We start from the raw sequence: 13339 nt of genomic DNA on the forward strand, positions 1-13339 counted from the left end.
GCGGGTGTGGGAGCAGGACACTCGGCGGCCAAGACCGCCCTTCGCGACCAGGTCCTGGCGGCCCGGCGGCGTCGTCCGCTCGAGGCCTGCGCCGCGTTCGCGGCCTCCGTCGCGGAGGTCGCGCGGTCGTGGGAGCCGGTCCGGCACGCCGGCACCGTCGCGGCGTACGTCTCGGTGGGGAGCGAGCCCGGCACCGGGCACCTGCTCGACGCACTCCTGGCCGCCGGCACCCGGGTGCTGCTGCCCGTGCTGCGGCCCGACAACGACCTCGACTGGGCCGTCCACACCGGGGAGCACGGCCTCGTCAGGGCCGCCCGCGGCCTCTACGAGCCGGCCGGGCCACGGCTCGGCGTCGACGGCGTGCGCACCGCCGACGTCGTGATCGTGCCGGGGCTCGCCGTGTCCCCGACGGGCGACCGCCTCGGGCGCGGCGGCGGCTCCTACGACCGCGCGCTGGCGCGGGTGCCGGCGGGCACGCCCGTCGCGGTGCTGCTCCACGACGACGAGGTGGGGCTCGCGGTGCCGACCGACCCCCACGACGTCCCGGTGGGCTTCGCGCTGACGTCGAGCGGGGTCGTCCGACTCACCCGGTGAGCCGTCCCGGCGCGCGCGGGCGTCAGTCGGCCGCGGGGACGAGCGTCAGCCGGTGCTCGGTCGCGGTCTCTACGGCCTCGCGGCTCCACGCCCACGGCAGGGTCTGGCCGTCGACGTAGAGCTCGGTCTGGTCGGTGTAGTGCGACGAGGTCGGGTGGCCGGAGACGCCGGTGAGGTTGATCCACCGGGAGTCGTCCCAGTCGGCGAGCGAGACGACCATGCGCATCGACGGGGCGGCCGTGACCTCGAAGCCGTCGACGGCGTTCCACGACGTGGCGTCGACGATGGACGACCCGCCGCCGACCTCCCAGCCGTCGCGGTTGAAGAACCGCTCGACCGGCCCGACGCCGGAGTCACCCAGGGTGGCGTGGCGGAGGTTCATCCGGTGCAGGCGGCCCCACTCCCACAGCCGGGGGTCGCGCGACTGGCGCCGGGTCATCTCGTCGCGGGCCTCGATGAGCGCCGCGCGCAGGATGTCGTCACGCGTCTCGACCCGGTCGTCGGTGCGGGCGTCGTCCCACCACGGCCCGGCAGGCTCGGTGAGCATGTCGCTCACCACGCGGAACCAGCGGTCGCCGCCGTCGGGCCACGTGCGCTGGCGCAGGTCGTCGTGGAAGGTCCGCTCGAGGATCGTGCGCCACACGACGTTGAAGTAGGCGGCGGGCGCGCTGTCGGCCGGGGAGGTGAAGTCCCAGTCGCGCAGCAGGTTCTGCGCATTGCGGTAGTAGGGCGAGGGCAGGCGCTCGACGTCGAGGAGGTAGGGCACGAGCGTCTCGGCCATCGGGTTGGCCGAGTCGAGCTGCAGGTCGGCCATCTCCGAGACGGAGAGCTCGCCCTCGGTCTCGAGCACCTCGCGGATCCGCGTCGAGCGGTAGCCGTAGTCCCAGTCCTTCGTCAGCAGGTAGGGGTAGCGCTCGTCGATGACGGCCTGGTTGGCCGTGACGAGGTAGCCCTCCTCGGGGTCGAGCACGCTGGGCAGGCCGTCGAAGGGGATGTAGTCGCCGGTCCAGTCGTTGGCGCTGATCCAGCCCTCCACCGGCATGGTGCCGTCGTTGCCGCCGCGCCGGATCGGGATGCGGCCCGGGGACTGGTAGCCGATGTGGCCCTCGCGGTCGGCGTAGACGAGGTTCTGCGCGGGGACCGCGAAGTCGGCGGCGGCCGCCCGGAACTCGTCCCAGTCGGAGGCGCGGTTGAGGGCGAGGATCGCGTCAGCGGTGGGGGCGGGGTCGAGGGCGGTCCAGGCCAGCGCGACGGCGTAGCCGCTCCCCCGGTCGCCCGGCTCGTCGGTCGGCGCGTTGGCGCCCACCGTCGCGAACTCCGAGGACACGTCGCTGATCAGCGGACCGTGCACCGTCTCGCGCACCCGCAGCTCGACGTCGTCCTCACCGCGCACCCCGATGGTCTCGGTGCGCACCTGCAGCGGCACCGTGGCGCCGTCGCGGACGTAGCGGTCGTCGCCCTCGGTCTGCTCCAGGAACAGGTCGGTGACGTCGGGACCGAGGTTGGTGAAGCCCCAGGCGATGTCGGCGTTGTGGCCGATGATGACGCCCGGCACGCCGGAGAAGGTGAACCCCGAGGTGTCGAGCGTGCAGTCGGCGGCCTCCTCGCGGCAGTGCAGGCCCATCTGCATCCAGACGCCGGGCTGGCTGATGCCGAGGTGCGGGTCGTTGGCCAGGATCGGCATGCCGGTGGCGCTGTGCTCGCCGTCGACCACCCACGAGTTGCTGCCGATGCCGCGCCCCTTGCCCATGAGCGCGGGCATCGCGTCGAGCCGGTCGCGGACCCGCTCGAGCGCGTCGACGACGGCCGGCGGGTAGGCCGGGCGGCGCGGGTTGCGGGTCGCGTTGCCCGACGCGTTCTGCTCGAAGACCCCGTCGACGACGCCGCCGCCGCTGACGATCGGCGGGTGCTCGTCGAAGGGGTAGTCGGGCCAGAGGGCGGCGACCTCCTCCGCGGTGTGGTCGAGGGAGAGCAGCACCCGGTCTACCTCGGCCTCCATGTTGCCGCGCAGGTCCCACGCCATCGCCTTGAGCCAGGCGAGCGAGTCGATCGGGTCCCACTCGGCGGGGGTGTAGTCGAGGCCGGTGAGGCCGAGCACGCTGTACTCCGCCGCGAGCTGGGACGGGCGGCGGTCGCCGATGTAGGCGTTGACACCGGCGGCGTAGGAGCTGAGCGCGTCACGGGTGGCCGGCTCGAGCAGGGCCCACTCCCGCTCGGCGACCCTGCGCCAGCCCATCGTGCGGATGAGCCTGTCGGTCTCGAGCGTGTCGGGGCCGAAGATCTCCGAGAGCCGGCCAGCGGTGACGTGGCGCCGGAAGTCCATCTCGAAGAAGCGCTCCTGGGCGTGCACGAACCCCTGGGCGAACATCAGGTCGGCGTCGGTGTCGGCGTAGACCTGCGCGATGCCGTGCTCGTCGCGCAGCACCTCGACGGAGGCCGACAGGCCGGGCACCTCGATCTCGCCATCGGCCTGCGGCAGCGGGCGGCGTACGACGACCACCGTGACGGCCGCGAGCGCCACGAGCAGCACCACCAGGCCGAGCGCCGTCCACGCCGTCCAGCGCACCGCCCTCGGGGCGCGGCGGAAGGACTGCCAGCGCGAACGCCGGGCCGGCTCGGGGGACGGCTCCGTGGCGGCCGTCGGGTCGGTGGGGGGTGCAGGCTCGCTCATGTCCGGGCCATTGTGCCGTACCATTGGCAGTCGAAGGGCCCGAGTGCCAGCGCGTCGCGCCGGCCCGGCCGATCACCGCACCACCGTCGCTCCACCCCGTCGCTGTCAGAGGACCCACACATGCCGACCTACCAGTACGCCTGCACCGAGTGCGGCCACTCCTTCGAGCAGTTCCAGAGCTTCAGCGAGGACGCGCTGACCGTCTGCCCCGAGTGCCAGGGCCGGCTGCGCAAGCTCTACAACGCCGTGGGCGTGGTGTTCAAGGGCTCCGGCTTCTACCGCACCGACAGCCGCACCGACAGCCGCACCGACGGGTCCGCCTCGACCACCGCGGCGTCGTCGAGCCCGTCCGGCTCCTCGGGCGCGTCCGACTCCGCGTCCTCGAAGACCACGTCGTCCGGATCGCCCGCGTCCTCCACGTCGTCCACGTCCACGTCGTCGACGACGTCGTCGTCCTCGTCCTCCGACTGACCCCTGTGGACAGGCCCGGCGCGATCCGGGCGTTCCGGCCTAGCGTCGGAGCATGTTCCCGGGACTCCCGCCGGCACGTCGCCGGCTGCGCGCCGTACGCCACCAGCTGCGGCGCCGCCGTCGGCTGATCGCCGCGACGCTCACGGCCGTCGCCGCCCTGGCGGCGGTGCGCACGTGGGCGCCGCCGCCACCCGAGACGGTCGAGGTGCTCGTCGCCGCGCGCGAGCTCCCCTCGGGCACCCGGCTGGGTGCCGACGACCTCGCCGTGCGTGCCTATCCCGCCGGCCTCGCCCCGGCCGGCGCGGCGAGCGCGGCGGCCGGACGGGTGCTGGCGGCGCCCATCGGCCGCGGCGAGGTGGTGACCGACGTACGCCTCGTCGGTCCCGGGCTGGCGCGCGCGCAGCCCGGCCAGACGATCGTGCCGGTGCGCCTGCCCGACGCGGGCATGGCCGCGCTGCTGCGCGCCGGCGACGAGGTGGACGTGCTGGCGACCGAGCCGGGCACCGGCGAGGCGACCCTGGTCGCCGGCGACGTCACGGTCCTGGCGACGCCGAGGGGCCTGCCCGACGGTCCGGCGGGAGGCTCGGGCGGGGCACTGGTGGTCGTCGGCGCGAGCGCCGAGGAGGCCGTGCGGATCGCAGGCGCCGCGCTCACCCAGTTCCTCACGGTGTCCTGGGAGGGCTAGCGTGGAGAGCATCCACCCGTCAGCGGCCCTACCCGCGGCCTCAGCAGAGGGAGATCCGGCATGAGCGGCTTCAAGGCATTCATCCTCAAGGGCAACCTGATCGAGATCGCCACCGGCCTGATCATGGCGCTCGCCTTCTCAGCGGTGGTCACCACCTTCACCGAGTGGCTCACCGGCCTGCTCCCCGACACCGACGGCTTCTTCAGCACCGAGACCGGCACCTTCGGCGCCTTCCTCAACGCGCTCATCTCGTTCCTGATCATGGGCGCGGTCGTCTACTTCTTCATCGTGCTGCCCTACACCAAGGCCCGCGAGCGTTTCTTCCCCAGCGAGGAGGCCGGGGCCGCGCCCGACGTCGCCCTGCTCGAGGAGATCCGCGACCTGATCCGCGCCCGCGGCGGCGCGGTCTGACCCACCGTCCCCCTCGCCCCGCACGAGGCGGCGCGCCCTCAGCCGTGGTGGGGCGGCACCTCGGCGCGATACCAGTCATCACCCTTGCCCGGGCGGTCCTCGCGGGGGTCGCGGTCGTCGCTCGTCTGCTCGGGCGGGCCCTCACCGAAGACCGCCGCGAGGCGTCGGCGACGCTTCCACTCCGGCTCGGGCGCCGGGCTCGAGCCGCCGGCGGCAGCGCCGCCGGTCTGGTGGTCGAAGTCGTCGTCGGGATGCACGGCGGGCTCGGGCCTAGGCGCAGACACCCGGGATGGGGTCGGGCTTCGTCGTGGCGGGGGGCTCGGGCGCGGTGGTCTCGGTCGCGCTGTCCGGGGTCTCCGACTCCGGGGTCTCCGACTCGGGGCTCTCCGACTCGGGGCTCTCCGACTCGGGGCTCTCCGACTCGGGGGTCCCGGACGGTGTCTCGCCGCCGGGCGACGTCGTCGACGCCCCGGGGGGCCCCTCGGCGCTGACGGAGGTGCCCTTGATGAGCTTCGGCGGCAGCACCTTGTCCTGGTTGAGCAGCTCCCAGATGCGGTCGGCCGCCGGCGTCCAGTAGACCTTGCCGCGGAACTCGGAGTCGCTGGCGTAGTACTCGGTCGGGAGCGTGACGAACTTGACCTGGTCGAGACCGATGTTCTGCACCTGCATCGCGACCTTGCCCAGGCGGGTCACCGAGGCGAACTCCTCGTCGGTCTGCAGCGACTTGGTCGCGGCGTCGAGGAAGCGCACGACCTTGTCGAGGCGGGTCAGCGTGCCCGCCGACATCACCTCGCGCACGAGGGCGCCGATGAACTCCTGCTGGCGCCGGATGCGCGAGATGTCGTTCTGCTGGACCAGCTCGCCGACGTAGCGCGCGCGGACGTAGTCGAGGGCCTCGTCGCCGGTGAGGACCGACGGGTTGCCCTTGGGCACGAAGATCTGGTGCGGCTTGTCGACGAGGTCCTCGGGCACGCACACCGGCACCCCGCCGACGGCGTCGACCATGTCGCCGAAGCTGGCGAAGTCGACCACCACGAAGTGCTCGACGCGGATGCCGGTCATCTGCTCGACCTGCGCGAGCGTGCACACCGGCCCACCGACGGCGTAGGCGGCGTTCCAGATCACGTCGGTCTGGGCCGGGGAGTCGCAGCCCTGCTCGGGCCGGTCGACGATCGAGTCGCGCGGGATCGACACGGCGTACGCCCGGGAGCGGTCCGCGGACAGGTGCACCAGGATAGTGGTGTCGGAGCCGCCGCCGCCCTCCGAGTCGAGGCCGCAGCCCTCGCAGTCGCGGGAGTCCGAGCCCATCACGAGGATGTCGAGGGGCTCGCCGTTGCCCGTGTAGACCTCCTCGGGACGGTCGTCGCCGAGGGCGTCGAGCGAGAGCCCTTCGATGTTGCCGTTGAGGTGGCGGATGAAGTAGACCGTGCTCAGGCCCGTGACCAGTGCCAGCACCACCGCGCTGATGAGGATGACGCGGCCGACCGTGTGCTTGCGCGGGGCCTTGCCCCGGCGTTTGGGCGCACCCGAGGGAGGCTCCGGACGCGACTCGTCGGACACGGGCTCACCTTCGAAGGGGTGGAGGGACTGATCGAGACGGAATCTACTTCACTTCCGCAACTTTCCGGGCCTCCGTGACGCCCTCCGGCCCGGCGGTGGTGCACGCGCACCCACCACGCCACCCGGCTGGCCCGGAGCGAGCCGACACGCCCGCCCGTATGACGCAACCGGCATGAGGCGAGCCGGCGAGCCTCACGGGATCAGGCACGGTTCTCGGGGCCCGACTCGACCGTGAGCACGTCCTGGCGCATGCGGGTGCCGAACCACGCCGCCGCGAAGCAGATGACGAGATACATGCCGATCGCCTGCATCGCGTAATTGGTGTAGTCCAGCACCCACCCGCCCGCGGGGTCCCGCCAGATGTAGGGCGCCAGCCAGGCGAGGTAGCCGCCCACCAGCTGTGAGGCGAGGAACCATCCGAACGCCTCGCCTGCGAGCCGCCACCACCTCCCGGGTCGCCGCCGACGCAGGTCGCGGGACCTGGCCCACGCCGTGCGGGGACGCCACCGACCTGCCGCGCCGGCCACGGCAGCCGACACGACGACCGACGCCAGGACGGCGAGCAGCGAGAGCACCTCGAAGCCGACGATGCCGATCCATGAGCTGCCCCCGAACCAAGCGACGCGGCTGCGCATGAGGCCGGGGGTCAGCAGGAGCGCGAGGAGCGGGGCGGCTACGACAAGCATGGCCGCGTAGGTGCGGATGAGAGCCGAGACGAATGGCCGCGGTGCCGCGCTCGGAGCGGGGTGCGCGACGATGGGCGCCATGCTGGGACGGTAGCATTTGTTTCACGAAAGTGAAGTAAGGAGAGATGGTGAGCACCGGCGACCAGCTCGGGTCCGACCTGAGCCTGCGCGTGATCATGTTCCACGAGGCGATCGCGCGACGCCTGGGGATCACGAACAGCGAGCACAAGCTGCTCGACGTGGTCGCACAGCATCCCGAAGGAGTGAGCCCCAGTGACTTGGCGTCGCGGACGGGGCTCAGCAACCCGGCCATCACCAAGCTGGTGTCGAGCCTCGAGGCTGCGGGATACGTCTCACGACGACGAAACGAGGCGGACGGCCGATCGGTGCTGGTGGAGCTCGCCGGCGGCTACGAAGTCACCATGCGGCCATCCACCTCTCGAATCTCCGAGCGCATCCACGCCCTGAGCTCCACGTTCAGTCCCGAGGAGGTCGCCGCCATCGAACGATGGCTCACCGGGGTGATCGACGTGCTGAAGGCCGAGACCCAGCTCTTGGAGGCCGCCACCGAGTGACGAGGGCGGGTCGGGCCGGGCGACTGCCAGCCTCCCGCCGATGGTCGTCGGGCGGCTCGTCGTCGAAAGCGTCCATGTCCTGGGTAGTCGTGCTGCCCCGACAACCCCCTGGGTCCCAGCGGTGAGCCGCGAGAACCCGTCAGCGGGGCGCATTCGTCTCATCAAGCGAGGGCTGACAAGATGTCCGCCAGCAGTGGACGCATTCTTCGACACGAATGTGCACATGGCCCGCCCCAGTAGCTCAGTGGATAGAGCAGCCGCCTCCTAAGCGAAAGGTCGCAAGTTCGACTCTTGCCTGGGGCACCACAGGAAACATGCAGGTCAGCGCCACAGGCGCAGGTGAGAGCCGTTTCGTCCTTGCGGACTCATGGATACGGGTTGGCACGGATTGGGCCGTGTGAGTTCGTGGCAAACGGCTGCGTCGTCTCTTGGTGTGAAATCTCCCGCGGCATTCGGTTGCGTGCCAGCCGTGATCGAACACCTGTTCTATTCTTGAGCGGTGCCTCGTCAGCCGCCGTTCCACGTGTGGGTGGACCTGACGGGCAGGTGGTCGGTGCCGGCGCCTGGCGTCCTGCTCGCTTGGCGGCACTCTGATCGACGCGGCTGGGAGGCGTGGGTGGTGCGCGTGGAGTCGTACTCGACTGGCACGGGTTCCGAGGTGCACATGTCGCAGTCGTGGGTGTCAGCCGCCTTGGTGCGCCCAGCGGACGGCGAGAACCGACTGTGACAAGGGCTGAGAGCGTCAGCTCACCTTGATGGTGCGCGACCTCGACCCTTTGAGCGAACTCGTCTTCCGCATGACTGCCCGGAACCGGCCGCGGTTCTGCTTCATCGTCACCTTCACGACCGCTCGCCCCGCTCGCCGCGTGTCCAGGTACACCGCGCCGCGCGTGAGGTGGCGCCACGCACCCGACCGGTACTGGGCTGCAACCGAACCGTCGCACCGCTGGTGGGGAAGTACCCGGTCGGCCGTTCGTCGCGGACCGTCATCACGAACTCGTAGCAGTCGGTGATGTTCGGCGTGCACGCGAGCACGTCGACGGTCCCCGCGTAGGCGCCAGGCTCACCGCTGCAGATCTGCACCTCGCTGCTCCCGCTTACCGCCGTCGACGTGACGCTGTCACGACCGGCCTCCAGGCCGTCAGGGGCAATGACCTCCAGGTGCGCATCCTCGAGCTCGTAGCCGGGGCGCAGCGTGTACGCATACGTGTACGGCACGTCGATGCACCGGAAGTCGTAGTACACCGAGTTCGGCACGGTCACCGTGCCCGTCGTGGCCGACGCCGGCGATCCAGCGGTCACAGCCACCGACCCAGCAGCGAGCACCGCCGCCGCAGCGGCTCGAACGACCCGTCCACCCATGCTGGAGAGCAGACGCGCTCTACGCCCGCAGTACTCCACCCGAAGGAAGGACAGCCGGGCTGCCGCGTGCTCGCGAACGCCTCTGTCGGGTCGTCGCCGCGCGAGCGGGTGCTGGCGCCGTGGTCCAGTGCTGGCACCGTTGTCCAACTGGTGCGCCACACCGGCGGAGACGACCCCGAAGCCATCACTCTCGGGCACGCCGCCCCTCTCAACCGGTTCTCCACACGCCGATGTCCGCGGTCGCGGCGAGCGTCCGGACATGACCACCGCCGACGGACCCGACAACGACCCCAACGGCCAGCCCGCCGCAGCGGACGCGGTTGACGTTGACGCGCTGCGAGCCGAACTGGCTGAGGCCAAGCGCATCGGCAGGTGGCTATACGACCGTGCGCCTGCTCTGCGGCTCTTCCTCGCAGACGTGAGCGAGTGGCCCTGGCTCCTTGAGCCGGACCCAGCCGGGGAGCCTGCGCCGGCGCGGCTGACCGAGGCGGACCAGGACCGGACCGGCTTCTCTGTCGATGAGTTCGACCGGTCCCTCTACCGACTCATCCACACCGGCCTTGCGACAGGCGGCCGGCTGTCCGCGCGCTCGTTCGTCGAGACCGTCACCGACACGGGTATGGCCGCCGCCAGGATGCTCGACCGCGACGGGCAGCCCTTCCATGTCCTCCGCGCCGACCTGGCCGGGTTCACTGGGGGCGGACTAGGGCACCGTCTGTGTCCCCGACGGCGCGTGGCCTGCTCGCCGGCAGCGACGAGTCGTTGGGCGGGGGGTCCCTGCTTCCGTCCCTCGCACCTGTGGTCGACGTCGCGGCGTACCCTCTCGCGGTCAGGGTGGGCGCCGCGGCACAGGCGGCCAGACACGGTGAGTTCGGCGGCGACGACGCCTTCGGGTTCGGTCTCGAGTGCTCCCTGGACGGCGTCGATGCCCTCATGGAGCGACGACGCGCCGAACGGACCTAGATGTACCTGGCCATCAGGTTGACCTGGACGGCACGGATCGATCGGTCGACGCACCTAGCGGGTGAGCGTCGCCTCGACGTCGATCCGGCTGAGCTTCGCGGGGTTGCGGACGGCGTAGATCCGGGTGATCCGCCGGTCGTCGACGACGAACATGACGGCCGTGTCGTGACCGTCCTCGAGTCCGACGATCCTGACGCCCGGGGACCCGTTGAGCAGGACCGGCACGACGGTGGCACCCGCCCCGAGCTTGGGGAACGCCCGCAGCAGGTTCGCCACCTTCTTCGCGCCTGGGACCGGATGGGCGATCGCCTGGGCGATCCCGCCGCCGTCCGCCACCAGCACCACGTCGGGGGCGAGGACGTCGAGCAGGCCCTGCAGGTCGCCGCCGGCGACCGCCGCGAGGAACCGACCGACGACCTGCTCCTGCTCACTGCGGCTCACCTCCATCCGCGGTCGCCTGGCCGCGACGTGCTCCCGAGCCCGGTGGCCGATCTGGCGCACTGCCGCGGCCGACTTGTCGACCGCCTCCGCGATCTCGCCGTAGGGCACGTCGAACACCTCGTGCAGGACGAAGACGGCGCGCTCGGTCGGGGTCAGCGTCTCGAGCACGGTGAGCATGGCGAAGGAGACGCTCTCGGCCAGCTCGACGTCGTCGGCGACGTCCGGTGCCGTCAGCAGCGGCTCGGGCAGCCACTCGCCGACGTACTCCTCACGCCGTCGCGCGTCGGCCCGGAGGCGGTCGAGCGCCTTGCGCGTGACCATCCGCACCAGGAACGCCCGCGGATCCCTGACCTCGGAGCGGGCATCCGCGCCGATGGCGTCCCAGCGGATCCAGGTCTCCTGGACGACGTCCTCGGCCGCCGAGGCCGATCCGAGCATCTCGTAGGCGACGGTGAAGAGCAGGCCGCGGTGGGTGACGAACGGGTCCTCCGGCACGGTCGTCACCCTACGGCGGCGCGCGGGGCCAGCGGCTCCAGACCGCACGCCTCGGCGAAGCCGTCGGACTCGATCCCGAGCGCGACGTTGGAGCGCGTCGTGGCGTTCGCGAACGCGATCACCGCCGTGAGCTCGATCAGCCCGGGATCACCGAGCTGCTCCCGCAGCGAGGCGACCATCGCGTCGGTCACGGTCGGCTCGGTCGCCGTCATGGCCTCGGCGTAGGCGAGCACCTCGCGCTCGAGCGGGGTGAAGGCGTCCGACTCGCGCCAACGCGGCAGCTCCCGCGCCTTGGCCGTGTCGAGGCTCCTGTTGTCGGCCTCGAAGTAGTGGAAGTCCAGGCACCACGTGCAGCCGACCATCGAGGCGACGGCCATGTGCGCGAACGACGTGAGCTGGGCGTCGCAGGTGTCCCACTTCTTGACCTTGCGTCCGACGCCGGCCATGTCCATCAGCACCCTCGGGTTGTTCCAGAGGACGCCGATCGAGCTCGGCACCTGACCCAACGTCCTCCTGGCGAGGCGCTTGATCAGCAAGCCCTTCACTCCGGAGATCTCTGCGGCGGGGATACGGGTCGTTCCGGTCATGTCACCCTCCTGAGGTGGTCGGTCGACATCAAGACGCCGCCGAGCACCCCCGTGTGACACCCAGGCGACTCAGCGCGCGGGCACGACCATCGGCGTCGCGGTCACCGGGTCCGGCACGACCACGCAGTCCATGTCGAACACGTCGTGCACCAGGTCGGCGGTCACGACCTCCGACGGCGCCCCGCTCGCCACGATCCGGCCGTCGCGCATCGCGACGACGTGGTCGGCGAAGCGGCAGGCCTGGTTGAGGTCGTGGAGGACCACGACGACGGTGCGTCCCTCGTCGACGAGCCGGCGCAACAGGCGCAGCAGGTCGTACTGGTGGGCGATGTCGAGGAAGGTGGTCGGCTCGTCGAGGAGCAGGTAGGGCGTCTCCTGGGCCAGCACCATCGCGACCCACACCCGCTGGCGCTGCCCTCCGGAGAGCTCCGCGACCGGCCGGTCCGCGAGCGTCGCCACCCCCGCCGCGTCCATGGCCCGGCGGACCGCCTCGTCGTCGGCGGGCCGCCAGGCCCCCAGCACCGACTGGTGCGCGTAGCGCCCGCGCCGCACGAGGGCCTCCACCCGGATGCCCTCCGGGGCGACGGTGGCCTGCGGCAGGAACCCGACCTCGCGCGCGAGGTCCTTGCTCCTCCAGTCCTTGACCGCCCGGCCGTCGAGCTCGACGGTGCCGGAGCGGGCGGGGAGCAGCCGCACGAGGGCCCGCAGCAGCGTCGACTTGCCGCACGCATTGGGGCCCACCACCGCGGTGAACGCGTGGTGCGGGACCGCGAGGTCGAGGGCGTCGACGACCAGGCGGTCGCCGTAGCCGAGGGTGAGGCCGCGGGCCTGCAGGCGTGTCACGAGCGGATCTCCTTCGTCAGCAACCACAACAGGTAGAGCCCGCCCACCCCGGTGGTCACCACGCCCACCGGCAGGGCCTGCGGGGCGAGGATCCACTGGGCAAGCAGGTCGGAGGCGGCGAGCAGGAACGCCCCCGTGAGGGCGGCGGGCAGCAACGGCACCCCCGCCGCGCGCGCCAGGCGGCGCCCGATCTGCGGAGCGGCGAGCGCGATGAACGCGATGGGGCCGGCCATCGCGGTGACGGTCGCCGAGAGCCCGACGCCCACCAGCACGAGCAGCAGGCGGAGTCGTCGTACGTCGGTCCCGGACGCGACGGCCACGTCGTCGCCGAGCGCGAGCTGGTGCATCGGACGGGCGAGCAGGGCGAGCAGCACGCCGAGGGCGGCGATCACGACGACCGGCAGGTCGACGTCGGACCAGTCCAGGCCGTTCAACGATCCGGCCTGCCACACGCTGGCCGCGATCGCGAGGTCGAGCTCCGCGCGCAGGATGATCCACGAGTTGACGGCCGTGAGGACGGCCTGCACCGCGATCCCGATCACGACCAGGCGCACGCCGGAGAAGCCGGTGCCCGTCGAGAGGAGGTAGACCACCAGCGCCGCGGCCAACCCCCCGCCGACCGCCGCGGACGTGATGACAAGCTCCGTGGCCGTGGTGAGGGTGAAGACGAGCAGCACCCCGGTGTAGGCGCCGGCATCGAGGCCGATCACGTCCGGCGACCCGAGCGGGTTGCGGGTCAGGTTCTGGAAGACCGCGCCCGCCAGTCCGAGGGCCGCACCGAAGACCAGGGCGGCCAGCACCCGGGGCATCCGCCACTCGGTCACCGGGATCCGGACCGGGCCGGTGCCCCGCAGCGCGTCGACGACGTCGGTGGGGCTGTCCCACCCGTCGCCGAAGCAGAGGGCCGCGAAGGCGACGGCGAGCGCGGCGACCACCAGGCCCGCCGACACGTACGACGTGCGTCGGTCCACGCGGAGCACCTGCCCGGACCCGAG

14 protein-coding genes and 1 tRNA gene are annotated in these 13339 nt (G+C 71.9%); 6 read left to right on the plus strand and 9 right to left on the minus strand.

The window, feature by feature from the left end:
- Positions 1-6: 6 nt before the first annotated feature.
- Positions 7-594: a 5-formyltetrahydrofolate cyclo-ligase gene (locus AC54T2_RS01490; RefSeq protein ID WP_496665334.1), complete on the plus strand. Its 588-nt coding sequence runs from the start codon at positions 7-9 to the stop codon at positions 592-594.
- A gap of 22 nt (positions 595-616) precedes the next feature.
- Here the strand turns inward: AC54T2_RS01490 and AC54T2_RS01495 are convergent, their stop codons facing one another.
- On the minus strand, positions 617-3265 hold the full coding sequence (locus AC54T2_RS01495; RefSeq protein WP_496665335.1) for a penicillin acylase family protein: 2649 nt from the start codon (positions 3263-3265) through the stop codon (positions 617-619).
- Positions 3266-3385: 120 nt separating this feature from the next.
- Here AC54T2_RS01495 and AC54T2_RS01500 point away from each other — a divergent pair, with 120 nt between their 5' ends.
- From AC54T2_RS01500 to AC54T2_RS01510, 3 genes are read left to right on the plus strand one after another with little or no spacing between them, the layout of a single operon-like run.
- On the plus strand, positions 3386-3736 hold the full coding sequence (locus AC54T2_RS01500; protein WP_496665336.1) for an FmdB family zinc ribbon protein: 351 nt from the start codon (positions 3386-3388) through the stop codon (positions 3734-3736).
- A gap of 52 nt (positions 3737-3788) precedes the next feature.
- Complete coding sequence (locus AC54T2_RS01505; RefSeq protein WP_496665337.1) at positions 3789-4421, plus strand: SAF domain-containing protein; 633 nt, start codon at positions 3789-3791, stop codon at positions 4419-4421.
- Positions 4422-4481: 60 nt separating this feature from the next.
- The gene (locus AC54T2_RS01510; protein WP_496665338.1) at positions 4482-4832 is read left to right on the plus strand and encodes an MscL family protein; all 351 of its coding nucleotides are present in this window, start codon (positions 4482-4484) and stop codon (positions 4830-4832) included.
- Positions 4833-4870: 38 nt separating this feature from the next.
- Here AC54T2_RS01510 and AC54T2_RS01515 read toward each other — a convergent pair whose 3' ends face one another.
- The 3 genes from AC54T2_RS01515 to AC54T2_RS01525 all read right to left on the minus strand — a co-directional run bounded on the left by AC54T2_RS01515 (position 4871) and on the right by AC54T2_RS01525 (position 7159).
- Positions 4871-5089: a hypothetical protein gene (locus AC54T2_RS01515; protein ID WP_496665339.1), complete on the minus strand. Its 219-nt coding sequence runs from the start codon at positions 5087-5089 to the stop codon at positions 4871-4873.
- A 13-nt stretch (positions 5090-5102) separates the two neighbouring features.
- A complete protein-coding gene (locus tag AC54T2_RS01520) occupies positions 5103-6392 on the minus strand; it encodes an LCP family protein (protein WP_496665340.1) in 1290 nt (429 codons plus the stop codon).
- Between the two features lie 200 nt (positions 6393-6592).
- Entirely contained in the window at positions 6593-7159 is a 567-nt protein-coding gene (locus AC54T2_RS01525) for a hypothetical protein (protein ID WP_489975193.1), read from the minus strand.
- 47 nt (positions 7160-7206) lie between these two features.
- On the opposite strand from AC54T2_RS01525, the gene AC54T2_RS01530 reads away from it, so the two are divergent.
- Together AC54T2_RS01530 and AC54T2_RS01535 are read left to right on the plus strand one after the other, a co-directional pair.
- A complete protein-coding gene (locus tag AC54T2_RS01530) occupies positions 7207-7653 on the plus strand; it encodes a MarR family transcriptional regulator (RefSeq protein WP_489975194.1) in 447 nt (148 codons plus the stop codon).
- 230 nt (positions 7654-7883) lie between these two features.
- A tRNA-Arg gene (locus tag AC54T2_RS01535) sits at positions 7884-7959 on the plus strand.
- 534 nt (positions 7960-8493) lie between these two features.
- Here the strand turns inward: AC54T2_RS01535 and AC54T2_RS01540 are convergent.
- The 5 genes from AC54T2_RS01540 to AC54T2_RS01560 form a co-directional block, all read right to left on the minus strand.
- The gene (locus AC54T2_RS01540; RefSeq protein ID WP_186339191.1) at positions 8494-8916 is read right to left on the minus strand and encodes a hypothetical protein; all 423 of its coding nucleotides are present in this window, start codon (positions 8914-8916) and stop codon (positions 8494-8496) included.
- Between the two features lie 1116 nt (positions 8917-10032).
- Complete coding sequence (locus AC54T2_RS01545; protein ID WP_496665341.1) at positions 10033-10914, minus strand: RNA polymerase sigma-70 factor; 882 nt, start codon at positions 10912-10914, stop codon at positions 10033-10035.
- A gap of 5 nt (positions 10915-10919) precedes the next feature.
- Positions 10920-11501, minus strand: a complete 582-nt coding sequence (locus AC54T2_RS01550) for a carboxymuconolactone decarboxylase family protein (protein WP_496665342.1) — start codon at positions 11499-11501, stop codon at positions 10920-10922.
- A 69-nt stretch (positions 11502-11570) separates the two neighbouring features.
- A complete protein-coding gene (locus AC54T2_RS01555; RefSeq protein WP_489975199.1) occupies positions 11571-12344 on the minus strand; it encodes an ATP-binding cassette domain-containing protein in 774 nt (257 codons plus the stop codon).
- Positions 12341-13315, minus strand: a complete 975-nt coding sequence (locus AC54T2_RS01560; protein ID WP_496665343.1) for a FecCD family ABC transporter permease — start codon at positions 13313-13315, stop codon at positions 12341-12343. Before AC54T2_RS01560 ends, AC54T2_RS01555 begins: the two co-directional genes overlap by 4 nt.
- Between the last annotated feature and the right edge of the window lie 24 nt (positions 13316-13339).

This window comes from Nocardioides sp. Z35_8 (assembly GCF_059621125.1).

Bases quoted from the DNA above. Each gene is read 5' to 3' on its own strand.
- AC54T2_RS01500 (WP_496665336.1), top strand. From the start codon at position 3,386: ATGCCGACCTACCAGTACGCCTGCACCGAGTGCGGCCACTCCTTCGAG.
- AC54T2_RS01525 (WP_489975193.1), bottom strand. From the start codon at position 7,159: ATGGCGCCCATCGTCGCGCACCCCGCTCCGAGCGCGGCACCGCGGCCA.
- AC54T2_RS01550 (WP_496665342.1), bottom strand. From the start codon at position 11,501: ATGACCGGAACGACCCGTATCCCCGCCGCAGAGATCTCCGGAGTGAAG.
- AC54T2_RS01495 (WP_496665335.1), bottom strand. From the start codon at position 3,265: ATGAGCGAGCCTGCACCCCCCACCGACCCGACGGCCGCCACGGAGCCG.
- AC54T2_RS01505 (WP_496665337.1), top strand. From the start codon at position 3,789: ATGTTCCCGGGACTCCCGCCGGCACGTCGCCGGCTGCGCGCCGTACGC.
- AC54T2_RS01510 (WP_496665338.1), top strand. From the start codon at position 4,482: ATGAGCGGCTTCAAGGCATTCATCCTCAAGGGCAACCTGATCGAGATC.